Annotated in this window: 29 protein-coding genes; 1 reads left to right on the plus strand and 28 read right to left on the minus strand. The window is 71.1% G+C overall.

Annotation, left to right across the window (positions count from 1 at the left end; translation table 11 throughout):
- Positions 1-22: 22 nt before the first annotated feature.
- The 14 genes from ACYUED_RS36945 to ACYUED_RS37010 all read right to left on the minus strand — a co-directional run bounded on the left by ACYUED_RS36945 (position 23) and on the right by ACYUED_RS37010 (position 9,222).
- Entirely contained in the window at positions 23-826 is an 804-nt protein-coding gene (locus tag ACYUED_RS36945) for an SPDY domain-containing protein (RefSeq protein WP_491288914.1), read from the minus strand.
- Positions 823-1,206 (minus strand): hypothetical protein, encoded by a 384-nt coding sequence (locus ACYUED_RS36950; protein WP_107446532.1) that lies wholly within the window; start codon positions 1,204-1,206, stop codon positions 823-825. The genes ACYUED_RS36945 and ACYUED_RS36950 overlap by 4 nt, the downstream gene beginning before the upstream one ends.
- Before the next feature lie 23 nt (positions 1,207-1,229).
- Positions 1,230-1,472, minus strand: a complete 243-nt coding sequence (locus ACYUED_RS36955) for a hypothetical protein (protein ID WP_200747325.1) — start codon at positions 1,470-1,472, stop codon at positions 1,230-1,232.
- A gap of 9 nt (positions 1,473-1,481) precedes the next feature.
- Positions 1,482-1,889 (minus strand): hypothetical protein, encoded by a 408-nt coding sequence (locus ACYUED_RS36960; RefSeq protein ID WP_319322155.1) that lies wholly within the window; start codon positions 1,887-1,889, stop codon positions 1,482-1,484.
- Between the two features lie 16 nt (positions 1,890-1,905).
- On the minus strand, positions 1,906-2,553 hold the full coding sequence (locus ACYUED_RS36965; protein ID WP_491288915.1) for a hypothetical protein: 648 nt from the start codon (positions 2,551-2,553) through the stop codon (positions 1,906-1,908).
- The gene (locus ACYUED_RS36970) at positions 2,550-3,308 is read right to left on the minus strand and encodes a hypothetical protein (RefSeq protein WP_491288916.1); all 759 of its coding nucleotides are present in this window, start codon (positions 3,306-3,308) and stop codon (positions 2,550-2,552) included. Before ACYUED_RS36970 ends, ACYUED_RS36965 begins: the two co-directional genes overlap by 4 nt.
- Positions 3,309-3,330: 22 nt before the next feature.
- On the minus strand, positions 3,331-4,026 hold the full coding sequence (locus ACYUED_RS36975; protein WP_491288917.1) for a hypothetical protein: 696 nt from the start codon (positions 4,024-4,026) through the stop codon (positions 3,331-3,333).
- Between the two features lie 13 nt (positions 4,027-4,039).
- Positions 4,040-4,885 (minus strand): relaxase/mobilization nuclease, encoded by an 846-nt coding sequence (locus tag ACYUED_RS36980; RefSeq protein ID WP_491288918.1) that lies wholly within the window; start codon positions 4,883-4,885, stop codon positions 4,040-4,042.
- Positions 4,882-5,307 carry a hypothetical protein gene (locus ACYUED_RS36985; protein ID WP_329407325.1) on the minus strand — a complete coding sequence of 142 codons (426 nt, stop codon included), beginning with the start codon at positions 5,305-5,307 and terminating at the stop codon, positions 4,882-4,884. Before ACYUED_RS36985 ends, ACYUED_RS36980 begins: the two co-directional genes overlap by 4 nt.
- Before the next feature lie 99 nt (positions 5,308-5,406).
- Positions 5,407-5,901 (minus strand): hypothetical protein, encoded by a 495-nt coding sequence (locus tag ACYUED_RS36990; RefSeq protein ID WP_173985775.1) that lies wholly within the window; start codon positions 5,899-5,901, stop codon positions 5,407-5,409.
- Between the two features lie 235 nt (positions 5,902-6,136).
- Positions 6,137-6,757: a hypothetical protein gene (locus ACYUED_RS36995; protein ID WP_491288919.1), complete on the minus strand. Its 621-nt coding sequence runs from the start codon at positions 6,755-6,757 to the stop codon at positions 6,137-6,139.
- 18 nt (positions 6,758-6,775) lie between these two features.
- Positions 6,776-7,963, minus strand: coding sequence for a hypothetical protein (locus ACYUED_RS37000; RefSeq protein WP_491288920.1), 1,188 nt, complete (start codon positions 7,961-7,963; stop codon positions 6,776-6,778).
- Entirely contained in the window at positions 7,960-8,412 is a 453-nt protein-coding gene (locus ACYUED_RS37005; RefSeq protein WP_319648467.1) for a hypothetical protein, read from the minus strand. The genes ACYUED_RS37000 and ACYUED_RS37005 overlap by 4 nt, the downstream gene beginning before the upstream one ends.
- 276 nt (positions 8,413-8,688) lie before the next feature.
- Complete coding sequence (locus ACYUED_RS37010) at positions 8,689-9,222, minus strand: hypothetical protein (protein WP_491288921.1); 534 nt, start codon at positions 9,220-9,222, stop codon at positions 8,689-8,691.
- A gap of 297 nt (positions 9,223-9,519) precedes the next feature.
- On the opposite strand from ACYUED_RS37010, the gene ACYUED_RS37015 reads away from it, so the two are divergent.
- Entirely contained in the window at positions 9,520-9,879 is a 360-nt protein-coding gene (locus ACYUED_RS37015; RefSeq protein WP_319320060.1) for a hypothetical protein, read from the plus strand.
- 83 nt (positions 9,880-9,962) lie between these two features.
- Here ACYUED_RS37015 and ACYUED_RS37020 read toward each other — a convergent pair whose 3' ends face one another.
- The 14 genes from ACYUED_RS37020 to ACYUED_RS37085 form a co-directional block, all read right to left on the minus strand.
- On the minus strand, positions 9,963-10,712 hold the full coding sequence (locus ACYUED_RS37020; RefSeq protein ID WP_319320065.1) for a glycosyltransferase: 750 nt from the start codon (positions 10,710-10,712) through the stop codon (positions 9,963-9,965).
- Between the two features lie 47 nt (positions 10,713-10,759).
- On the minus strand, positions 10,760-11,206 hold the full coding sequence (locus ACYUED_RS37025; RefSeq protein ID WP_319320057.1) for a hypothetical protein: 447 nt from the start codon (positions 11,204-11,206) through the stop codon (positions 10,760-10,762).
- Positions 11,207-11,443: 237 nt separating this feature from the next.
- On the minus strand, positions 11,444-12,520 hold the full coding sequence (locus tag ACYUED_RS37030; RefSeq protein ID WP_491294606.1) for a DUF8094 domain-containing protein: 1,077 nt from the start codon (positions 12,518-12,520) through the stop codon (positions 11,444-11,446).
- Between the two features lie 6 nt (positions 12,521-12,526).
- Entirely contained in the window at positions 12,527-13,036 is a 510-nt protein-coding gene (locus ACYUED_RS37035) for a hypothetical protein (protein ID WP_319320048.1), read from the minus strand.
- Positions 13,037-13,194: 158 nt separating this feature from the next.
- Positions 13,195-14,166, minus strand: a complete 972-nt coding sequence (locus ACYUED_RS37040) for a hypothetical protein (RefSeq protein ID WP_491288922.1) — start codon at positions 14,164-14,166, stop codon at positions 13,195-13,197.
- Positions 14,150-14,923 (minus strand): hypothetical protein, encoded by a 774-nt coding sequence (locus tag ACYUED_RS37045; protein ID WP_491288923.1) that lies wholly within the window; start codon positions 14,921-14,923, stop codon positions 14,150-14,152. The genes ACYUED_RS37040 and ACYUED_RS37045 overlap by 17 nt, the downstream gene beginning before the upstream one ends.
- Positions 14,924-15,136: 213 nt before the next feature.
- Entirely contained in the window at positions 15,137-16,054 is a 918-nt protein-coding gene (locus ACYUED_RS37050) for a hypothetical protein (RefSeq protein WP_491288924.1), read from the minus strand.
- 267 nt (positions 16,055-16,321) lie between these two features.
- Positions 16,322-16,888: a hypothetical protein gene (locus ACYUED_RS37055; protein ID WP_491288925.1), complete on the minus strand. Its 567-nt coding sequence runs from the start codon at positions 16,886-16,888 to the stop codon at positions 16,322-16,324.
- Entirely contained in the window at positions 16,885-18,420 is a 1,536-nt protein-coding gene (locus ACYUED_RS37060; RefSeq protein ID WP_491288926.1) for a VirB4 family type IV secretion system protein, read from the minus strand. The genes ACYUED_RS37055 and ACYUED_RS37060 overlap by 4 nt, the downstream gene beginning before the upstream one ends.
- 28 nt (positions 18,421-18,448) lie before the next feature.
- Positions 18,449-18,910, minus strand: a complete 462-nt coding sequence (locus tag ACYUED_RS37065; RefSeq protein WP_319648392.1) for a DUF6238 family protein — start codon at positions 18,908-18,910, stop codon at positions 18,449-18,451.
- Positions 18,911-19,004: 94 nt separating this feature from the next.
- A complete protein-coding gene (locus tag ACYUED_RS37070; RefSeq protein ID WP_491288927.1) occupies positions 19,005-20,477 on the minus strand; it encodes an SCO6880 family protein in 1,473 nt (490 codons plus the stop codon).
- Between the two features lie 80 nt (positions 20,478-20,557).
- On the minus strand, positions 20,558-21,931 hold the full coding sequence (locus ACYUED_RS37075; RefSeq protein ID WP_210594868.1) for an SCO6881 family protein: 1,374 nt from the start codon (positions 21,929-21,931) through the stop codon (positions 20,558-20,560).
- A gap of 36 nt (positions 21,932-21,967) precedes the next feature.
- Entirely contained in the window at positions 21,968-22,654 is a 687-nt protein-coding gene (locus tag ACYUED_RS37080; protein ID WP_061334900.1) for a hypothetical protein, read from the minus strand.
- Entirely contained in the window at positions 22,654-22,962 is a 309-nt protein-coding gene (locus ACYUED_RS37085; protein ID WP_061334899.1) for a DUF6112 family protein, read from the minus strand. Before ACYUED_RS37085 ends, ACYUED_RS37080 begins: the two co-directional genes overlap by 1 nt.
- Positions 22,963-23,072: the final 110 nt, after the last annotated feature.

Here is a 23,072-nt window from a genome sequence, read left to right on the forward strand (position 1 = left end):
TCCTTGGGACGGGTGCGTCGGGTCAGCGGCGAGTCCGGGCGCCGCCGGCCGGGGTATGGGTACGGGCGGTGGTGCGTGGCCGTGTGCTTCGAGCGCTGCCCTGGGCCCAGGTGGCGGCGCGGGCGGCCGTGATCCGGGCCTGTTGCCACGCACTGAGCTGGGAGGGCTCGACGGAGACCGACCATGTGCGGATCTGTGCGCTGTGCGGGACGCGCCCGCGCGGACGCATCACGGGATCGGGATTGGCGAGTTCGGCCGAGAGGGCTTGTACCAGGTGCATCGGGGTGTTGGGCGTGAAGTTGGCCGTCCAGCCGTTGCCCTGCTGGTCCTTCGCTCCGGTCCACCACATCGCCGTGCCGTCGGGGCTGTGGTGGTACTGCATCCACGCGGTGCCGTCGGGGCTGGTCGCCGTATAGTGCTCGCCCTCGGAACGCGTGTGCCAGTTCTGCTCCTGCAGGGGCGCCCAGACGTTGGGGGCGTGGGCGGAGCAGGGTCGGGTGAGGGCGTCGGTCATACCGGCGACGATCTCCACCGGCGTCTGCCGGTCCAGGTTCGCCGTCCATTCGCCGTTCAGGCCGTCCGCTTGGCCGTGGATGGTCCACCCGCCGGACAGGATGTAGGGGTCGTAGGCGACACGGACGGTGCGGTCGGGGCTCTCCATGAGTAGCGGGCCGCCCGTCTTGGACTTGTCCCGCCAGCCCGAGGCGCGCAGGAACTCCGAGACGTGCCGGACGTCTCCGCCGCCGGCGAGGGCACGGGGCTGGACGAGGTAGTGCTGCTCGGCCTGCTCGCCTGGCCCCCAGCCCTGCCATTGCTTCTTCTTCACCGGTGCCGCCGGACGACGAGCGGTGCCGGGGCCGGAGGCTTCGCCGCGGTGGTGGCGGGCTGGGTGCCGACGTGCTGCAGGGTGTCCTTGTGTTCGTCTAGGTCGAGGGTGATGTCGTGCAGTTCGTTCGAGGCGCGGCCCAGGGCGAGCCACACCTCTGCGGGGATGGTGCCTCGTTCGGCCTGGTCCTTGGCGAACACGCTGCCGGTGGCGACGAGGTGGGTGATGCCGCCGAGGACTCCGGTGTCAGGGTCGAGGACGCGGGCGATGACCTGCGCGGCCTGGGGAGGGGGAAGCTGAGAGAGGTGGTCGGCGAGCTGGCCGAGCTGGCGGGTGATCTCGTCGGCCAGTCTCACCGGGTAGGGGGCGGGGTGGGACATGCTCCTCCGGGGCGGGGGTGCGGTCAGTGGTGGTGCCGGTGGCCGACGCGCTGGGTCTCGGCGAGGACGGCCTCCGGGCGGGCGCCGGCCAGCAGGGTGGTGCGGTCGGGGCCGGTCGGGATGCAGGCGCGCAGGTAGCGGCGGAACAGGGCTGTCGCGAGTCGGGGTTGGAGCCGGTTGCTGATGGGTGGGGGTGTGCGGGCTGCTACGGGTTTCTCCGGGATCGAGCGGTGCGGTGGGTGGCCCCGGCGAGGTGCCGGGGCCACCCAGGGGTTTTACGGGGCGCGCCGGGCCTGTGCGGGGCGCGAGGGGGAGCCGGCCGGTGCCGGGTGCTGTGCGGCAGGGCGGGCCGCGCGGGTACGTATGTCGTGCACGGCCTGCCGGTAGGTGGCTTCCTCGAAGACGTCGGGCGTGCAGTTGACGTCGTACCCGGCCAGGAGCAGGGCAGGGATGGCGCGGGTCGCCAGGCGTTTCTGCTCGTCGGCACCGAGGTGTTCGGGCACCGTGTGCCAGATGTACAGCGGCGCGCCCGTGGGGTATTCGTGGCGTTCGAGGCCGAGCTGTTCCAGCAGGTCATGGAGCTGGGCGGGGGCGCCGGTGGGGGTGTCGGCGTGGAGGGTGGTCGTCAGGGCCTTGATGTAGATCTCGACGTCCGTGCCGTACTCGTCGGCCAGGTTGGCCATGTGTTTCCCTCTGGGATCAACGGTGGCGGGAGGCCGAGGGGTGGGCAGAGCTCGGCGGCGGTGTGAGGGCCGCCGGCTGCGGAGCCCGGGCGGCGTGGTTGCGGGCGTGGAGGATCACGCACGCGGCCTGGCTCATGGAGTTCGCGGTGTCCTTGAGCCGTGCGAGGGGTTCGGGTTCCTCGCCGGGGGCCGCCCCCTGGAGGGCACTGGCAGCGATCCAGGCCCGGACGACCACTTCCCTGGTAAGGGGCAGCAGCCCATTGACCGGGGCGGCGATCTCGGTCAGCACCTCGGCCACCGCACTGCTGGTCTTGGCGGCAGAGGCCCGCTCGGCGAGCTGGGTGAGGAAGCGCAGGGCCGCGTTGTGTTCGCTGTCCGGTGTGACCAGCGCATTCAGGGCGGGGTCGAGGTGGACGCTGTGACCGGCGGCAAGCAGGGCGTGCGAGGCAGCGGTCGCCTTCAGGCGCTGGTGCTCGACGGGCAGGCCGTGGGGAAGCCGGTGGTAGTCCCCGCTCGGTCCGGGAGCGGAGAGGAAGCCGCCGGTTCGCTGGAGAATGTAAGCCGCCTTCTCGGTGCCGCCGATGGCGACGACCAGGCCGGTGCGGGGGTCCTTGGTGATGGTGATGTACTCCAGCACCCAGAACTCGGGCTCCGTCTGCTTCATCGAGCCCTGGTGGCCGGCGCACGACTGCCGGCCGGGGAGGGCGGCATGGAGGCTGGGGCGGAGGTGGGCGCGGTCCGGCCTGCGGGGTGCTGGAGGGCGGTGCCGATGCCGAGTGCGTCGAGTTGCGGGCCGAGTTCGCGCAGGGCGCGCGCCTGCGCTCTGGTGTCGTCGCCGCTGAGGCGGTAGATGCCGCTCTGCGGGTCCTGGACGAAGCCGTGGGCGACGAGGATCGCGCCGGCACGGTCGTCGACGGGGGCGGTGGCGACGCTGCCGTCCGGCTGCCAGGTCAGGACGACCCGGCCCGGCTGGGAGGGCTGGATGCCACCCAGGGCGTTGTGCCGGACCTGGGCGAGGGCGCTGTCGTAGCGGGCGAGCAGGTCGCCGGCTATCTGCTCCGCGCTCAGGAACGGGTCGTCCGCCAGGGCGATGCCGTTGGGCTCGGGGACGCCGCGGTACGCCTCGTCGGGCAGGGCGCGGGGGGCGACGGCGGCGATGAGGAATCCGTCGCGTTCGTCGTGCCGGTCCACAAGGACGAGCTGGGCACCGTCGGGGCGGCTCAGGACGGCTGCCTGCCGCAGCGGGTGCTCGGCGAGGGACGCGGCGACTAGGTCCAAGTCCCAGATGCGGTCGGCCAGTTCGGCGAGGTCGTCCTTGGCCTCCGGCGGGAAATGAGTGCTGGTCCAGGTGTCGGGGAGTTCGCCGGCGAGGACGTCGGCGTACGAGGCGAGGCGCTCGGAGGTGTCGTAGTCGTGCATGGTGTCCTTGGGCGAAGTAGGGTCAGCGGCGCAGTCCGGCGGCCACGGGGGGCGGCGGGACCGGGAGCGTGCGCGGCGGGGGCGGGCAGGCGCACACGGCGGAGCGTTCGCGTTCGGGGGCGGGGACCTCCCCGGTGCAGGTGCTGCGGCCCGGGTGCGGGGCGTTCCGGTCGGCGAGGGCGTTGCGGGTGTGGGCGACGTCGGTGCGGATGACGTGCAGGTGCTCGTCGACGAGGTAGCGCAACCGCCGTGCGATGTAGGGGTCGGCCGCCTGGCCGAGCCCGTCGTGGAAGTCGGCGGTGGCGATGAGCACTTCCTCCAGCGCGGCGAGGATGCCGTCGTGGGCTGCGGTCAGCTCGGTCAGGGCGTCGGCCGCCTCTTCCGTGGTGGTGGCTTCGCGTATGCGCTCGGCGATGTGGGCTACGGAGGAGCCCAGCGGGAGGTAACTTGCCGGCCGGTAGTCAGTGTCGAAGTCCTCGTCGCAGTCGACGTGGTACCGGGCGGCCCGGAGGCGGGCGACGGCGTCGATGGCGAGATCGGACTCGCCGTCCTCGGTGAGGCCGGTGGGGGCGCGGTGGTAGGTCTCGTGGACGCGGACAACGGCGATGAAACCCGCGCGCTGCAGGACGCTGTGCGCCTCGGAGTCGCCGCCGCGGGCGAGGAGTTCGGCGGAGTGCGGGTCACGGCGAATGTCCAGGAAGCGGTCGGTACGGGGCAAGGAGACGTTTCTCCTACGGCGATCGGTGGGCGGTGTACCGGGCGGCGGGTGGTGCGGCGGCGACCCGGTGCTGGACCAGGTGGGCCGCGGTGGTGTCCAGGTCCTGCTGGATGGCGTGGAGGCGGCGGGCGATCAGCTCCAGGCGGTGCGCCGTGTCGGTGCCGGCGGCGCCGGGCTGGCGTGCGACTCGGTGCGCGGTGTGCTCGATGAGTCCGCGGACCGTGGCCAGCGGACCGACTTGCTCGTCGGCGAGCTGCGTGAGGACGCTCGCGAGCTGGGCCGATGCCGTGGGCGCCGGCCGGAGGGCGGGCCGCGCCGTGGGGACGGAGCGCACGGGAATCAGGCGGAGGTCCTGCTCGATGCGGCGCGCCTCGTCCGCAAGGCGCCGCAGGATGTCGGCGGGCGGTGCGTGCCACGCGCCGTCGAGGCTGATCAGATTGGCGATCAAATCGAGGCGTCCGGGCTGCGCCTGAACGGCAATCCACCGGCAGCCGCGCTCCTTGCCGGGAATCTCGATGTCGGCGGCCCGCGCGAGCCGGTGAGCGATTTCAGCCCACTCGGGGCCGGTCAGCTCCCGGTCGTCCGGGTGAAGCCGGATGTCAAGGTGGAGGATCGCCCGCCGGTCGTCGTCCGGGCTGGCGGCGAACGGATGCTCCAGATACGGGTCTTCGAGGTGCTCGGCCCACCGGACGGACGTCCAGATCCTCTGCTCGTCGTCCAGGGTGAAGTAATCCAGGCCCGGACAGTGGGCGACGATCGTGTATTCCGTCAGGCCCTCGTGAGGCGAGACCGGCCGCCCCAGCGCCTCGGCGAGCGGGCCGTGCGGCGTGTGGGTCCGCTCGTGCAGGCGGGGAATCACCGGCCGCCCCGAACGTCGGCGATGTGCACCAACTGGTTGAGGGCGGTGGTGGTGTACCAGCCGCAGTCGATCAGCTCGTTGCGGTCGGCGTACCGCGGCAGGAGGGCGTCTTCCATGGCCCGCAGGTAGATCAGGCAGTCCGGGCAGCGGCGCGAGAGGTGTACGAGGTAGCGGGGGTGGCCGGTGACGTAGGACTGGGCGCCGCCGGTCGCATCACGCAGCCGCCACCCGTTCTCGTCGGTCGGGGTGTGCCAGGACGGGGCAACGATGCGCATCGCGTCGCCCCACAGTTCCCCGCCGGCCACCCCCTTCAGGACGACGACGGTGTCACCGGCCTGGAAGTGCTGGTGCGTGATGTCCCGGGCGGGGGTGAGCGGGTCGGGCGTAGGCGCGAAGGCCGACGTGGGCGGGGGCTGGGACATGGGTTCCTTCCACGCAATCGGTGGCGGGGTGGGAGGAACAATGGTCCGGAGGAACGCCGGTTTGGCTAACCGGCGTTTCCCGGCTATGTTCCCCCGCCGTCAGCGGAACGGGTTCTCCGTACCGCGGTCGTTCTCGCCTGCAGCGTCGAGAAGTTCGAGCAGGTCAGTGCCCTCGGCGTCGCGCTGGTCGATCCACCATCCGGCGGCGGTGATGGCGCGGGCCTTCTCCTCCAGCTCCGCCCAGTCAGCCTCGTCCCAACTCCCCTCCATGACAAGCGCGGTGTGCGCGGCCGTCATCAGCTGGTGGCGGGAGCGCTCGCCCCAGTCCAGGGCCTTGGCCGGGCCTTCCAACTGCGGCATGTCGAACTGCTTCGCCCACGCGACGGCAGCCTCCTGCTCAGCGGCGCGCTTGGCCGCGAGCCACTCCTTGGACTCGGTGTCGGCGTCGCGCGTTGCCTTCCAGCAGTCGGCGCAGTCCTTGGCTGAGAGCCAGCGGGCGAACCCTGCCCGCTTGTCGGCAGGACGGCCGGACAGGTCATGAACCACCTGGTGGGAGCACGCGTGCTCCACTGTCCAATGGGTACGGACGGCCATAAATGGATCTCCTCAAAAGGGTTGGAAAGTGGGGGTGTTGCGCCCGGAGAAGGGCGTCTTGTGCCGGCCTCGCTGGTGCGGCCTGCCGGGGTGAAGGCGTCGGTGGTGACGTAGGCGCAGGCGACCACGATGGTCAGGAACGCACCGGGCACGGTGACCGCGGCGGTGGCCGCATACGGGGCCGGAAGAGCAAGGATCGGGAGCCACCCGGCCAGGAACGCGGCTGTGGCGATGATCAGTCGTCTGGTGGTGGTGCCGGTCCAGGTGCGGCTTCCGTAGATGAGGCCGCCGAGGAAGGCGCCGGTGGAGAACGCGGCGGCGGGGTTGTACGCGGAGGCGAGCGCGGCGGAGAGCAGGGGCCGACGATGTACAGCAGGCCCTGCGTTCCGGTGTCGAGCGCGAGCGCGGCGTGCCGCAGCCGGGGGTCTGGCAGCACGCTCGGCCACAGCGCCCGGAGTCCGGCCTCCAGGGGAGGCGTGGTCAGGCCGCCGACGACGACGATGGCCGTGGCGAGGCCCGGTCCGCCGTACGGTCCGGCCAGGGGCAGAGCCACCAGGAGGGCCGAGTTGAGCAGGGCTGCCGGAAGGTGCACCGCGCTCTGGCCGTGGCGGTCCATGAGGCGTCCCTTGACCGGCTGGGACAGCGCGGAGGACAGCCCGTACAGGGCGCTGAGCAGCCCGCCGAAGGCGATGCTGCTGCCACTCGCGGTGGCCAACAGAAGGATGGCGACGGGCGCCATGCCGTTGGGAAGTCGGCCGGTGAGGCTGCCGCCGAGAAGGCGGGCGACGTACGGGCTGCCCAGCACCGCGCCGTAGGAGATGCGCGGGGCCGGGGCCGGGGATGCGGTCAGGGACAACGGGTGCTTTCTCGGTGCTTAGCGGTGGCGGGCGGGCGTGCTGGCGCGGGGCGGCGGCGTGGGTGGTGCGGTGTCCACGGCCGGACGCGGGCGGACGCGCAGCACGGGGGTGCGGTGCGGCGGCAGGACGGCGACGGTCGCGCCGAGGTCCTCGGCCGCCTCCTCGACTTCGCGGGCGAGGAACTCGATCTGCCGGCCCAGCGCCGAGAGGCGGGCGGCGATCTGGCGGCCCTGCACGGTCTCCAGCGCGCTGGCGAACTGGCTGCTTGTTTCCAGGAGTTCCTGGAGACGGACCATCGGGCCCGGGGTGTAGCCGCGCTGGACGGCGCCGAGGAGAGCTTCGGAGGCGTCTCCTGCGGTCTGGCCTTCGACGACGTCGCGGATGAGTTCCTGCAGCGACACCTCCGGGGCGGGCGCCGGGCGGTTGAACCGGGAGACGTCCGCGCGCAGCACACCGGGCGGGACCGGGGCAGGTAGTACCTTCCCTGCCTCGTATTCGTGGGCGTAGTGCCCGATCACCTGCCAGCCCGGTGCGTCCGGGTCGCCTCGCAGCGCGACCAGCGTCGAGTCATCGTTCTCGATGAGGTGGGCGAGGGTGATCGGCTGCCCGTCGGCGGCATACCACGACTCGGTCAGCTCCAGCTCGCCTCGCTTCTGCGCGGCCTGGGCCCTCTCCGACCACGTCTGCTGTTCCTCGTCGGTCAGCGGGGCCCTGTGGTGGTGCTTGTTCTGGTCGGCGAGGTCGCTGGCGATGAAGCTGTGATCCGCCCAGGCCGCGAGGTGCGGCCACAGGGCGGAGTGCTGTGCGCGTTCGGCCGGGGAGCCGGGGGTGTCCGGCCGGTCGAGGGCCCGGTGGATCTCGGCGGCGGAGGCGGCCAGGCCGTCCAGCACGGCCCGCCATCCGGCAACGTGCCGGGCGGGTGGCAGTTCGTCGAGCGCACGGCGGGCGGCGTCGAGCAGAGTGTCGGCGTGCGGGGCGAGGTGTGTGGTGTACGCCTCCACCGCCGCCCTGTTGCGGTGGGCTCGTGCGGCTGCCGCGGCGCCTGCGTGGACGGTGCGACCGTAGCGGTCGCATGTCATGTCGAGCGCGGCCTCGCTCTCGCGGTCGATGACCGCCATCCGCAGCCGGAAGTTGCGTGCACTGTCCGTGAGTTCCGGTGTCACCGGGACGGAGTCGTCTGGGGGCGGATTGCTCGCGGGCGTCATCGGGACCGTCCACTGCCCGAGGCCGTCAGGTGGACGGTCGGTGCGTAGGTGGGCTTCGGTGGGATCGGTCGGGCTGAGGGCGGGGAAGTGGTGGGCGGTGTGGCGCGCTGCGTCGTTCGGCCGGCTGCGGCTTGGGCGAGACGGCTACGGCGTTCCTGGAGCCCGTTCGGCCGGTCCGGGCGTGGTGGGCCGGCGGAGAGGGACGGGTCGGGGCGAATGTCGGCCTGCACGCTGTAGCCGAGACTGCGCAGGTCATGGACGGCCTGGCGGGTACGGCGCAGCCCATCGCGTTCCGGCTCGGTGAGCCGGTACAGGCCCGGCGAAAAGGGGACGGGCTCGAACTGCTCGCGGACGAGGAACCACTCGGCAAGGTGAGGGGTGAAGCTCGGTGCGGCGGTGGCGACGAAACCGTGTTCGGGATGGGCACGGAAGCGGAAGTGGTCGGACAGAGAAGGATTCCTTCTTTCTGCTGGGCAGCGTCGGGGGGACGGCGGATGGGTCGTGGTACGCCGGGCTGGTCTCAAGGGGGGCGGCTCCGCCGGGGGAGGGCCGGGCGTGCTGTCGCTTCCGTCGTCCCGTTCGGTGAATCCGGCCTGGTCCAAGGCGGTGTTGGCCCACTGGTACTGCTCGCCGTGGGCGATGGCGGCCAGGGCGGCGGCGCGGCTGTAGGCGAGCCGGATCTCGGCAAGAGGGTTCGGGGGCATCCCGGGGCCTGCTGGCGTCGTTCAGTGGCGGTTCGGCTGCCGTGACTGGGCGGCGGCAGCTGGCTGGGTCCGTGGGCCGGTCGTGCGCGGTGTGGACGGCCCAGACGGTGCCGGGGTGGAGGTCGCGCGCAGGGCCGCGGCGGTGTGGTGCAGGCGTGCGCGGGCCGGCACGTACTTCTCGGCCGTCATGATCCGCAGGACTTCGGGGTCGTTGCGCAGAGGCGAGTGGGCGAGATCCTCCACGGCCTCGCGCTGGAAGCCGGTCGTGGCGTAGGTCAGGGCTTCGGCGAGTGTGTCCAGACCTCGCGTAATACCGGCGGCGGCCCGGGCGAGCTGGACCAGGGCGACGCGTTCGGGCAGGCAGACCGTCTGCGGTGTGGTGAACCGTTCCTGCGCGTGTTCGATGGTGTGCTGCAGATGGTGGGCCAGCACGCCGATGTCGTCGGTGAGCGTGACCAGGTCGACGGCGTCGGGGCTGGTGGGGAATGAGGAGGCCAGTTCCTCCAGACGCCTGGCCAGATAGTCGAATGTGGCCGGAGTGACGGAGGAAGACATCAGATCACCCCCGCCGCAGCGCTTGTCTCTGTAGGGAGCGCGACTTCGTGAGCACGGGCTCTTGCGGAAACATCGAAATCCGCACGCAGTGAGCAGTGGCGCTGTAGGTGGAGATTGAGCAATCGGTGGTTCTCCTAGCTCGGATAGGTAACAGCGAGTGAGGTACTAATGGCCGCGGTGAACGTTGGTTCCGGTAACCAGGGTCGGCCTTGACGCTGGTGGACCACGTCGTTCTCGGCCCAGCAGGTCGGCGCGGCGGCTAGAGTCCAAACTCCCTTGCGAGGCAGGAGATTGGCTATGAGCGACCTGGCGATGGTGGCCGTCGTTAGCGCGTACAACCTGCGCTTCATCCGGTACTGGGACGCCGAGAGCCGGATTGTCGGGGACGCGGGGCCGAAGGTGACTCGACCCCTGCCCGGTGTTCCCGGCCTGCACATGTTCTATGACCAGTCGGACGTGGATGCTCCACACCAAGATCTCAATGAGGTGGGTCGTCGGGTCGTCGAAGCTTTCGGTCATCCGCGCCAGGACGAGATGCGTGGGCAACTCTGCATCTATCTCACTGACGCAGAGGGTGCCCCGGTGGACATGCCGCCCTGGTTGCGCGACCGCATCCAGGAGGAGGTCGGCCGCGCCCGCGCTGACATCCGGGCTTGAGGCAAGTGGCAACTACTGAACGTTGCCAATGCTCATGATCACCTGGATTTGCTCGGACAGTGCTCATGATCACGCGGAAATGCTCACGAATTCGCGGATCCTAGAGTCTCCCGGGCGCGGAGGGCGGCTCGCAGGCTGCGTCCGTAGTTCCACGCATGCCGCCGAGCCTCCGGCTCCAGGACGTCATGGGCGTCCTGGCGGGTCATCTGGCCAGGGTGTTTGCGGTACCGGTAGACCGGCAGGGGAAGCAGGATCCCGGGGGCGAGGCTGGTGACGCCGAGGGCGGCGCAGTAGTCCTCGCCCTGGACGAGCCCGCCCATCGGAGCGGCGCGCACCAGGTAGGTGCGGGCGAGGATAGTGGTCGGCCCGATGGGGATGGTGTCCGCCGGTGACTTCCAGTACGTCCACACGTCGCCGGCCTCGTGCCGGCCGGGCGGGGCGGGGCAGCGCCACAGGGTGGTCGAGCCGTCGGGGTGCAGGTCCTCGCTCCATCCCGCACACCAGCCGACCCCCGTCGATTCCAGGATGTTCAGCCGCACGGACATGGCGTCGTCGGTGAACTCATCATCGTCATCTGCCCAGTTGGTGTACCGGGTGCGGACATGGGCGAGGGCCAGGTTCCGGGCGCAGGCGGCGCCGACCGGGCGCGGCAGAGCAAACGTGCGGACGCGGGAGTCCTGCGCGAGCGGGTCCGGCAGGCGGTCCGGCGAGGCACCGTCGAGCGCGATCACGGCCTCCCACGGCACGGACTGCCGGGTGAGGCTGGCGTGCATGGCGGTCAGGTAGTCGAGCCGGTCTTCGCGCAGGCGGCTGGCGATGACGACGGTGATCAGGGGCGGGGTGTGCGAGGGCAGGGGAGGCTCCGGGAAGCGAGAGTGAACTAGCGGCGGGTGGCGGGACGCGGGGCGTGGGCCTTCGCCGGGGATGCGGCGGGAGCGCCCGGGGGCGGCGTGCTGCGCGATGCCCGGATAACCGGTGCGGGGTCGAGGGAGGACCAGGCCGCCGGGTGGTCGTTGAAGGCGGTGCGCGGGTCGATGGCCCAGTCCACGACCGGGCCAATGTCCTCGTGGAGGAGGCTGATCACCTCGATGCCCTCCTTGTGCAGGATGTACCCCCACTGCATGTCCTGCTCGTCTGCGGTCTCGTCGGTGACCGACATGCGCCGCGGCGGGGAGCCGTCCGGGGTGATCAGGTGGCCGAGGTTACGGCTGGGCCACTGCTCGCCGCCGGTCAGCGCGGCCACGAGCGAGGGCGGGGCGCCGTCGAGGAGGTCGGTGCCCAGCTCGTCCCAGCCGATGGCGACGTCGTCGATGAGGTGACGGGACATGGCTTCCACGTCGCGTCCGAACTTGTACTGGTAGGCGGCCAGGAGCAGCGGCAGGTGGTGGCTGGGTACGCCGTCGAGCTGGACGTGGATGCCGCTGTATCCCGTACCGGTGGTGGGGCGGGCGATGAAGGAACGTGTGGACAGGGAGTTCTCCGGATCGAGCAGGGGAGCGGGGACGTCGGGCGGCCATCAGGGGCGCGCGGCCCGTCAGGGGTGGTGCGTTTTCACGCGGTCCGGTCAGGAGGCGACCGGGGGGCCGGAGGCGTCGGTGCGGGCGCAGGTGTAGCCGATCAGTCGGGACGTCTCGGCCTTCGCGGGGACGATGGCGGCGTCGTTGCACACGAACGTGTAGGTGATGGAGGTGCGGGGCACGTCGTGGAGCCAGGCCCGTTCGTCCTTGCCGGGGTTGATCTGCAGACCGGAGTGCGCGACGGCGTCGGTCTGGGTGTGCGTGTGGGAGAAGAGGATCAACGCGCCGCCGTCGGTGGTCCTGAGGGCGTAGGCGTCCGTGTAGCGGTTGGCGGCGCCGGCGAAGACGGTGGTGCCCTGGTTCCCGTAGCGGGTGCCGGTCTTGTCGTGAACCTCGATCTGCCGCTTGCTTGCCTTGGTCGGCGCGAAGACCTTCGTCCCGGTGTCCGTGCCTCCGGTGGCGAAGTTGTCGAGCACGGCTGCGCGCAGCAGGTCGGCGTCCGCTGCCAGCCGCTTGTTGCCGGCGGCGGGAACGGCCGTCGCGTACCCGTCCCGGTCGAGGGCGATGTCCGGCCGCTTCTGGCTGTCCAGGTCGACGACGGAGACCATCTCCCAGCGCTTGTGCTGGGGGCGTTCGGCGAACACTGCCAGACGCGAGGGCGCCTTGCCCTTCTGATCCGAGAGCGCGGCGGCGAACCAGCGGTCCTGCCTCGCTTCCAGGCGCGGGATGTACAGCTCGGCGTTTGCCGAGTCGTAGGACCACGGCTTGTACGGGTTGCGGTCCGCTGCGGGAAGCCCTTCGGTCTCGGTGTAGTCCGAGATGGACATCGCGTACAGCGGGCCGTCCTCGACCGTGTCGAGCAGGCGCCGGTCGCGGTCGGTGTTAGCCTCGTTGTTGATCTTGGAGTAGTGGGAGATCTGGGCGAGGGCCTCCTTCTTCGTCAGCGCCGGCTCGGCGGTCGGGGTGGGGGAGGCGCTGCTGCGGGTGGCCCTGGCTGTGGTGTCGGCGTCCGGGCTGCCGGAAGCGGCGCAGGCGGACGTGGTCAGCGCGACGGATACGGCAGTGAGCAGGGGGGCGATGCGGCGTGCGGAGGTGTGCAGGGGAATCAGGAGGCTCCGGGAAATAGCGGGTTAGCGGGTACGGGATGCGGTGGCGGATGCCGCCAGCGGGGACGGCGCGGTCACGGCCGGTGCCGCCCGTGTATCCGCGGCGGCACGTAGTTGCTTCGCGGCGCGGGCGAGGCAGGTGCGGCTCTCACCGAGCCGGTCCACGAGACCCGGGTACGTGGAGGCGATCGCCCGGGTGCGGGCGGGACCAGGTGCTTGGTGGGTGAGGTCGGCGAGGACGCCGAGGTGGTGCACGGCCGAGCCGAGGGCGGCGAGCGCGGCACTGGTGGGCTCGGCAGCTTGGGCGAGCGCGAGCGTGGTGCGACGGTGGGTGGCCGTGACGCGGGTCGGGTAGCGGGCGGCGGCCCGGTGGCGGAAGGCGCTCTCGCCGACGAGGTAGGTCAGCAGGCTGGCCAGGTGGCGGACTTCGTCGTCCAGGATCTCGCTCAGGGCCGGGTCCGGTTGGATCTGGTCGGGGAGCGGGAGGTGGTCGGCCACGGCGTTGAGCCGGTCGGCCACGTCGTGCAGCAGCATCCGCTGGTCAGGATCGGACAGCGGGAACTCCAGGATGGGCGGGGGCGTCTACCCCCGTGCTGAGGACGAAGTGCCCGCCGCCGGCTGTACGCCAGGCGCTGCTGTGGGCGGGCGGGTCGGTGGGCCCTCGGAGGCGGACAGATCGGTGCGGGACGCGGTCATGGGTTCCTGAGGCGCCGGGCGGCCTGGCGGTAGCGGGGCAGGAGCCGCCGGGAGACCGTGTGCGCGGCGCGGACTGCCTCGGCGGGGACTGCGATCGCGTGCGGGGCGTTGTCGTCGCCGAAGTAGTCGTGGGTGATGCCGTGCAGAGATCGCGCGCCGACGAGGACCTGCCCGCGATGCAGCGGGCGGTCGATCACGACGAGCTCAAGGCGGCTGGGGCCGGTGAGAATCGCGGCGCGAGGAACGCGGAATTGCATCCAGGCACTGGCCAAAGACGCGTTGTCCCACAGGTCGTCGAAGAAGTCGAGCTGGCTGTCCGGATCGGCGAAGTCGGTGATGCAGGAAACCCATTCGCCGGGAAGACGGTGACACAGGCCATGGGCGAGGGACTCCAGATCGCTGCCGGAGGTGGCGATGCGGACGGCCTCACGCTGTGAACGGCGGTACTCCCGTTGCTGGTTGTCGCACCACAGTTCTTCGACGCGCTTGCCCGCAGCGGGAGAACCGGCGTCCGCGAAGATGCGGGGCAGGTGGTATTCCACGCCGATGCCTTGCCGGTCGGCATCGGCGAGGAACCGCGTGAGGCGGGCCGGAACGTCGTGGTCGTACCTGTCGTGGATCAGGATGGAGCCGAAGACGCCTCGTGGGCGCCAGAAGCCGTGGTCGGTAAGGAGGGTGTGGGCTGCCGCGGGGGCGTCGTTGCTGGTGAGGGCGATGACACCGATCTGGTCGTGATCGCCGAGGCTAATGGCGGGCATGGGCTTGTCTGCAGGTCCGTCAGTGTCGAACAACGCCAGGCTCGTGCGAATGGAGTTGATGTCGGACGATGAAGCTCCGGCCGGTGACCCGCCATCGTCCGGGACGTGGCCGGTGTGGTCGAGCAGTTCGAGGGGCTCGGAGGTACTGCGCAGTTCGAGGTGCTGCTGCTGCGACCGGTGCGGCGTCGACTGTTCAGTGGGTTCTGGCACGGGGGCCTCGTGGTGTCGGGAGGGCGGGGGCTACATCGCTTGTCGCCGTGGGCGGGTATTTCTTCGATCTCATGGCAGCCTCGTGACCTGGCAGTACACGTCGTCGGAGGTCTGCACGCGGAGCCGTCGACGGAGCGTCGGGGGCGGCGAAGGGGTGTGTGCCGCCGACGAGGGAGGGGCGGCCGTCGAGTTCGTCGAGCCAGCTCAGAAGTTTGGGCAGGTTCTTGTCGGGCCCGAACGCGAGGTAGGTGCCGTCGGCACTGTCGCAGCCGAACCACTCGGCTATCCCCAGCCTGATCCGGGAGTTGACGCGGCCCATGTGCACGCCTTTGCCGCGGGCCTTCGCCTCGCGGGCCAGCCGTTCGGTGACGGGGCCGAGTTTCCACTCGGTCGATCCGGCCAGGAACAGGACGTCGAAGTCGTCCCAGGGCAGCAGCCCGGGTGCATCGCAGCCGTCCTGGGCCGCGTAGGCCGCGGGCACGCCCAGGTTACGGATGCGGGCCAGCCACGGCAGGGACTCGGTGAGGGTGCCGGCGGCGTCGAACGGCTGGTCCGGGGCGAGCGCCCACAGGCAGCGATCCGGTCCGTACCGTTCAACGGTCCGGTGCAGCCAGGCGAACCACGCTTGGGCTCCGGGCCAGTAGCGGCCCTTGCCGTCGCTGCCGAACTTGGAGTTGTCACAGGCATACAGCGCACCCTCGGGGATCCGGCTGCCTTGCGCCGGGGTGGTCATACAGCCGATGCGTCCGGCGCTCATCGCAGCCCGAATCTCAGGCCCCGAGGGAGTGCCGAGATAGCGCACCGTGTACCTCCCCGGAGGCGACGCCGACCGCCGTCCGTGCCACGTGCCTGCCGGGCGGAAGTCCACGAAGTGGGGCCTGCGGCTGGTGGACCTCGCCATTTCGGGAAGGCGGCACATTCCTGGTCTTTGAGCCGGGCGAGGGCGCAGTGAGCGTCGGGTGTGCCTGGTTCACCGGGTGCGGCCGGGCACGGGGGTGGTCGCCGTCGGTGGCCCCGGGCTCGGGCCCGGCGGGAGACCGGCCCGGGTGGTCCGGCGCGCGGGGGCCAGGGCACGCATGCGGTCGACAGCGGTGTGCAGGTCCTCGCCGAGATTGCGCAGGGTGGCCGCCGCGTCCTGAAGGTCGTAGTGGAGGTCGAATCCGTCGTCCTGCTCGGATTCCTTGGCCTTTTCCGCGGCTGCTTCGAAGAACTCGCCGAGCCGTTCCAGCAGGCCGCTGGTGGGGTCCAGGATCTGGTGCAGCAGGGCGGCGGCGTCCGCAGGTGACTCGGTGGCGTTGAGCCGGTCGGTGAGAGCGAGGAGTACGTCGCCGTAGACGAAGGTGCGGTCCGCGTTGCCGGAGACGTCCGCGGGCTCGGGGGTGCGGGGCGCCGGCTCGGCTGCGGACACGGGCGTACGGGCGGTGGGCGAGGAGGGAGTTGGCAGCAGTCCGAGCTGATCGAGGCGATGGTCGATCGCCTCGATCAGGGGCTGGGCGCTGCCGCCGTGCCGGGCTTCGGGCCGCTGGGGTGCACCGGGGTCGTCGGAGGGTGCCGAGTCGTAGAGGACCTCGGACAGCGACGGGTCGTCGGGGTGCTCGCGGGTCGCGATCCAGCCCTCCGGATTTCCCGGCGGGCGGTCGGAGGGGGGCTCCTGCGGCGGACCGATGATCAGGTGACTGCCGTCGGGGAGGGATACGCGCACGATGTAGGCGCTGAGGCCGAACTCGATGTCGCACTCCAGCCCGCGCTCTCGCAGTGGCGTGGTGATGTGCGCGTGGCGGCGCCACAGCTCCTGCCACCACGGCGTGTCCACGTTGCGGTGGTCGGGAAGCGGTGCCAGCGCAGCCGCGCGGCGGGCCTCTGGAGTGTTCTCCTGGTCAGCGGCCACGGTTCCTCCTGCGGGAGGCTGGCGCGTGGTGGGACGGAGGTGTCCGGCGTGCGGGGTCGGCTTCGGGCTTCGGCACGGGAGTGAAATCGAGTTCGTAGTCGTCGTAGGCGGCGATCAGGTCGTGTTCCATTTGGGCTTCGCGTTCGGCGACTTGTGCGATGAGGTCGTCGTGCTCGGCCTGGCACTGCTGGTAGTCGGCCCAGTCGGCGTCGCTTAGGTGGGCGGGGCGGTTCAGAGGGCTCCTTGAAAGGGTGGGGCCGGTCCGGGTCAGCAGTGGCGACCGCGCGGTTTGGGCGGCGGTACCGGGCTTGGGCGGTGGGAGGGCGTGAGGAAGAAGCGGTGGAAGTCGAGGTGGTCGGTGAGTTCCTGGACTGCGTCACCGAGCGCCTGTGCCGCGCGCCGCAGACAGGCACGCGCCGTCGCGTGTTCGACGACCATGCGGTTGTCACGGACGTAGCTGTCGTTCTCGCTGTGCGGCCGGGGCGGTGAGAGCGCGGTCTGTGCGGTCTCGGCGAAGTGCGGTACGGCCTGGCTCGACAGGGTGACCGCCGACGCCAGATGGGCGAGGACGGCGCTGCCGGCACGGTTCGTACTGGAGGTGGTCCGGGCGAAGTCCGCGGTCAGCTGGACGACATCACGGGCGAGCGTCTGTGCGCCGGTGACGTGCTGGAGAAGCGCGGTGTAGGACGGCGAGGCCGGGACGCGACCGGTGTCGTCCAGCAGCTCCCACTGCTCGAACGCGCCGGAGAGTTTGCCCCTCACGGCGTTGAGCGCGTCGATGAGGTGGAGCGTGGTGGCGCGCGGGATCAGTTCACGCCGGGTATCAGGTTTCATGAGTCTTTTGCGGCTTTTTTATGCATTCGGGCGTCGGTGTCGAAGAGCGCCAGCTCGTACGCGTGCAGGAGGTGCTGCACGATGAAAGATCGTCCGGCGACTTTCCACAGGCCACGCCCTCGGTTCAGGTGGGCGATGGCGTCCATTTCGACGGAGGTCAGGCCGAGCAGCGAGGCCGCGGCGTGGAGTTGGTCGGTCTCCTGGCGGTAGATGATGCGGGTGCTGCAGTCGGCGAGGAGGCCCTCGGCCAAGACCCGGCCCTGTGATCCGGCGTCGCCGGCGGTGAGCAGGTCGGACAACCGGTGGATCACCATGAGGTTGGCGATGCCGAGGCCGCGTGAGAGCTTCCACTGGGCCTGCATGCGCTGCAGCAGGCCGACGTGCCGCATCAACCGCCACGCCTCGTCGTACACGATCCAGCGCCGGCCGCCGGACGGGTCGGAGAGGGCGGACTCCATCCAGGCACTCGCGCAGGTCATCGCCAGGACGAGGGCAGTGTCGTCGCCGGATCCGCCGAGCCGGGAGAGGTCGATGGTGAGCATGGGCGCGTTCGGGTCGAAGGCGACGGTGGAAGGGGCGTCGAACATCCCGGCCAGATCACCGTGGACGAGGCGGCGCATGGCGTGGGCCAGGTCGCGTGCGGCGTCGCCGAGTTGGCCCGACATCATCCCGGCGGCCTCGTCGAGCGCGCTGGGATTGTTGAGGGTGGCGGCGACCTCGCCGAGCAGCGGGGTACGGCCAGTGTGGACGGAGCGGGTGACGACGGCGTCCAGGGCGACGTCCAGGGCGGTGTGCTCCATGGGCATCAGGTCCCGGCCCAGGACCGTCCGGGCCAGGGAGCCGAGCAGGAGCAGACGACGCTTGCGGATCTCGCCGACCCAGTCGTCCTCGGAGACGCTCTGCGGGCGCGGGGCCGCGTCCAGGGGGTTCAACCTGCCAGGCAGTCCGGGGCCAAGAGCGACAGACCGGCCGCCGAGGGCTTGCGCCACCGGCGTCCACTCGCCCTTCGGGTCACACGGGACGTAGACGCGGTATCCGAAGGCCACCGAACGCAGCGCGAAGGACTTGGCGAGCGCGCTCTTGCCCTGGCCGATGACCCCGGCGAGCAGGAGGTTGGGGTTGGTGAATCCCTCGACCTTGCCGTACAGCGCGAACGGATCGAAGACGAAGGACGCTTCCGCGTGTACGTCGCGCCCGATGTAGATGCCCTCGGCGCCGAGTCCGCCTTCGGCGAGGAAGGGATAGGCACCGGCCGCGACCGCGGTGGTCATGCGGTGGGCGGGCAGTTTCAGCCGGTTCCCCCGCGCGGAGGCGGGTCCGGGACGTCCGTTCGCCGGGTAGAGCGCGGCGGGCATCTCGTGCGCGGCGGACGCGGTCTCGCTCTGGTGGGCACTGGCTTTCGCGCGGGCCCTGGCGGTGGCCTCGGCGAGCTGGCGACGGGCGGCCTTGCGGCTGGCGCGGTCGGTGCCGTGGGGGGTGAAGAGCGGGCTGGCGGAGGCGCGGCGGGCGCGCCGTGCGGGCCGGTGGTTCATCGGTGGCCCTCGTTTCTGCGGGTAGTGCTCATCGCACGCAGGCTGTGGTGTGCGGGCGGAGGTCGGTGGGGGTGGTCTTGCGGCGGATGACATGCCCGGCGGCGAGGTGGCGCTGGCAGATCGTGAGCACGGGCGGTCCCTCAGGAAGCCGCTCCGGGTGGCATGCGCTCGACTCGGCTTCTGCTGCTGCGCTGTTGGGCAGCAGGTGGAAGGCGGAGTGGACCTCACTGGTGGCCTGCCAGAGGCGGGTGTGCGCGGTGGCGAGGTGGCGGCCGGCGGCGGGGTGCGCAGGCCGGGTGTTTTCGGCAAGCCGGTCCACGAGCTGGTGCAGGGCGGTGAGGTGGGCGTGCAGCACGTCAAGGTGCAGCCGGTCCGCCGGCCGGGGCGGGTTCGCGTCCGACGGTGCCAGGGCCCGGGTGTGATGGCGGACGCCGGCGCTCGCGGCGCGAAGATAGGGGTGCGCGTCGTCCGGAGGTGTGGGCGAGGTCAAAGGTGGTGGTCCTTCCTGCCGGCAGGCAGGGGCGGTGACGGATGATCGAAGAGCGGCGGGCGCCACGGCGCTGACCGGCGGGGACAGGCCCGGCTCACAGGGCGGTCCGGGCGAGCGGGAGCGCGGTGAGGGCGAAGGCGTCCGGCTGCTGATAGTTGAGCCGTCGCAGATCGACCCCAGAGGTGACGGCGTGGGTCTCGATCTGTGCGCAGGCGGCGTCCAGGAGGGCATCGGTCTCGGCGGTGACGGTGACCAGGCCGGTCAGGGCCACGTCGGCATGTCCGGCGATGAGCTGGCGCTCACGCTGCTTGACGTCGGCGTACTCGACGGAGTCTTCCTCGCTGTCGACCTGCCCCCGGCGGGCCCTCTCGTTGGCGTCGGCGATGATAGCCGCCTTCTTCCGCTGGACGTCTCGCAGCGCGGACTCGAGTCCCTGCGGCACGTATATAAGGGAGAGGCTGCGCCGCACGCCGGCCGTGAACATGATCCCGTGCAGGAACCCGGCCCCCATCTCCGTCCTCGGCCAGTTCTCCACCCAGTACGTCGCGTGCCGTGCGCTGTCGGTGGCGAGCCGGTCGTACTCCTCGAACTGGACGACGGGCCCGGCGGCTGCGGGGTCGGCCTCGGCGCGGCCGGTCTTGGACCACTGCTGGAGGGCGGCGAGCGCCTTTGGGTCGTAGGCGGTGCGGATGACGGCGGCGATCTCCCTCGCGGTCAGCCATCCGGTGACCTGGAGTCCGGCGTTGCGCGCGGCCTGGGCGATGGATGCGCTGGTCTGCTCCATGACGGTGAACGCGCCGGGCAGCCCTCCGCCGGCCTGGTTGATCAGGCGCCGGGCGGCCTTGAGGTCGAGGGAGATGGCGAGGTAGGTCTCGTGCGGGGCGGCGGCAGGGCCGGCCGAGGAGACCAGCTCGGAGTAGATCTGTCCGGCGACGGGAGTCTGGGGCTGCCCGTTGTGGGTCCAGTGGCGGGTGAGGGTGTCGCCCGAGTCGGGGACGGTGCGTTCCAGCACCTGCACAGTGGCGACGTGCCCGGTGCGGGCGATACCCGCGAGCGCGCGTCCCCAACTGCTCACGTTGTGGTTCTGGGTGGCGGGGTCGAGGAGGGCGAAGGCGCGGCTGGTGACACGGGCGATGGCGGTCAGGGTCTGCTGTTGCGGGTCGTGCACGGCCGCGGCGCCGTTGGCGGAATCGCCGGGGGTGACCACTTTGAGGGAGGCGGTGGTGCCGGGCAGGTGGAGGATGCCGTCCTGCCGGGGCCGGGTGACGGGCCGGGCGAGCCAGAGGGTCTGCCCGGTACGGCGGCGGTGTGCGTAGCGGGCGACGATCGGCGCCCAGTCGATGAGGGAGCGGCCGTGCCGGCGGATTGTGACGAGCGCACCGGATGCCGCCCACAGCGGGGCCAGGGCGACGGCGCCGAGCAGTCCGGTGGAGACCACCGTCATCAGCAGGAGCGCCAGTGTGCAGGAGACGAGGATGAGTTGGGGCAGGGAGAGGCCGAGGAGGATGCCGCGGCGGGACCGGTGCGGGAACTTCACCGTGACCGGGGCGACGGAGAGATCAGTCAAAGGGGCGGGTCCTGGAGACGCGGGGGAACCCGGGGCGGGAGGTGCAGCGCACGTCCCGCCCCCGGTGGACGGGCAGGGGATCAGAGGCCGGTCGGCGGCGGAGAGGGTGAGGCCGACCCGCTGGACGTGGCGTTCTGTGAGCCGGAGGGCGGAGGTGCGCCCTGCGGCGCGGTGGTGGTCGGCGGCGCGGACTGCCATCCGCTGCCCTGGCCGGAGGCGGCGTTCGCTCCGGGCCCGCCCGGCCCTGGGCTGCCGCCCACTTGGCCGCTGGTGTCGTCGGACACGCTCGTCGGCGCGGGCTGGACGGCTTTCTCCAGACCGGACTTGACCGCGTCGCCACCGGGCGAGATGCCCGTACCGCCGTCCTGCGAACCTTCCTTGCCCCCTCCGCCGCCGGTCGGGTTGGCGGCGACGTCGCCGGGGAAACCGCCACCGCCAGCGGCGTCGGGCCCCTGCGGTGCGGCGCCTGCTCCGGCTGCAGCGCCACCGGTTCCGGCAGTGGCCGCAGCCGCGGCGGCCTTACGGGCGGCGTTCTCGGCATGCGCCTTGGCGATCTGCGCTCCGGCGCCACCGGCACGGTGGATGGACTCGCCGTCGGTCCCGTCGGCCGCCCAGTGCACGAACTTGAAGACGGCGTAGGGGCACAGCAGCACCAGGATCATGATCACGATGCCGGACATGACGTCGGCCAGAGCGGCGATGCCGTCCTTGGCCTCGGTTTTGCCCATGGCGGCGATACCGAGGACGAAGATCACGGTCATCAGGAGCTTGGAGACGACGAGGGTGGCGGTGGCCTCGATCCAGCCCTTGCGCCAGCGCCGCGCGACCTCCCACCCGCCGCCGGCGGACGCGAAGACAGCCAGCGTGACCATGACGAGGATGCCGACCTTGCGGACCATCATCACGCACCAGTAGAGGAAGGCACCGACGGCGGCACCAAGGCCGGCGACAACCGCAACGAGCCAGCCCATCCCGGACAGGCCCGCGATCTGGTTGACCTTCACGATGCGTCGCACGGCCGACTCGATGTTCAGGTGGGCGGTCTTGAACAGGCCGTCGCTGACGGCATCGACCACTTCGACGGCGACCGTGGTGAAGGCGATGGCGCAGAAGGCGAACAGGACGCCGCTCATGGTGCCGGTGAACGCTTGTGCCAGGGCTTGTCCGTCGCGTCGGATGGCGGCCCGGACCAGTTGTGCGCAGAATGTGGCGACCAGCAGGACCAGGCCCAGAGGCAGCAGCATCTCGTAGTTGTCGACGAACCACGACGCGTTGAGGTCGACCTTCGTGGTGGTGTTGACGGCCTCGGCGGCCAGATCGGCTGCGGCGGCGGCCAGTTCACCGGCGGACTTCGCCATCCAGTCACCGATGGCCTTGCCGGGGTCCGAGGCGAAATCGACTGCGTCGCCGACGGCGCACAGCTTGTCTGCCAGGGGGAAATCACAGAAACCCACGAGGAGTTACTCCTCCTTTCTTGTCTCAGGCGCGGGTCACTGCGTGACGCTCGGGGCGATGGCGGCCAGGGTGCAGTCGTGATTCGGGCGGCACTGGACGGCGAGGGTCACGGCCCGTTCCTCGGCTCCGCCGCCGCCCTTTTTCCAGGCGATCTGCTGCGTGCCGTTGACGGTGACGACGTAGATGTACGCCTCGGTGATCGCGGACGGGTCGTCGGCCAGCGCCTGCTTGAACGCGGAGGGGTAGTGGCCCTCGGTGACGCTGGCGGTGGCGTGCTGGTCCTGGTCGGCCATCCGCGACCACAGCACCGGATCGGGCACTTGGCCAGAGACCGAGGCCCAGTCGGCGTACTTGGTCTCCGTGGTCATCCAGGCGCGCATGCCGGCGAGTTGTTGGTCGCGGCTGGTGTCGCGGGTGTCGTAGGACCACAGCATCTGGGCCGCCGCCTTGGCGTAGGCGACCGGTTCGGCGATCTGCGGAGGCTGGGACACCGACCCGGATCCGGAGGAAGGCTTGGGGGCGGCCTCGGAGGAGGACGGGCTGCCACTCGGGGTAGGCGCGGCGGTGCCCGGGGCCTGGTGGCCGTTGCCGCCGCCGGTCAGCAGGGCGACGATCCCGGCGACGGCGAGCAGGACTGCGACGGCGGAGGCGACGATCGCGATGCGCCGGTTGGCCGACCAGCCACTGCCATACGAAGACAGGGAGGGGAGTCGTTTCTTCATCAGTGCACCTGCGACCCGAGGGTCGAGAAGAACGCGACGATGCCGTTCGCGGCGCCCAGGCCCAGGGCGGCGCCCGCGGCCACGACCGCGCCCTTCTTCCCGTTGGCCTCGGCCTGGTGACCGCCCGTGTGGTGTCCCCAAGCCCACACGCCGAGCGACACAGCGAGGGCGCCGACGACGGCGATGATGCCGAACAGGTTGATCGAGTTGACGACGTTCTTCAGCACGCTCAGGCCGGGCAGGCCACCGCCCGACGGCGTGATGCCGGGATCGTAGGCCAGGTACTGCACGGTTTCGAGTAGGGGCAAGGAAGCTCCTTGGGCGCGCCGAAATTTGGCGCGCGGGAATCACAGAAGGAAAGGGAGGAACGAGGCAGCGCCTCGTAGAAAGGGAGGGCAGACACCGTGGAGGCACGGGC

The organism is Streptomyces sp. DF42, assembly GCF_058267695.1.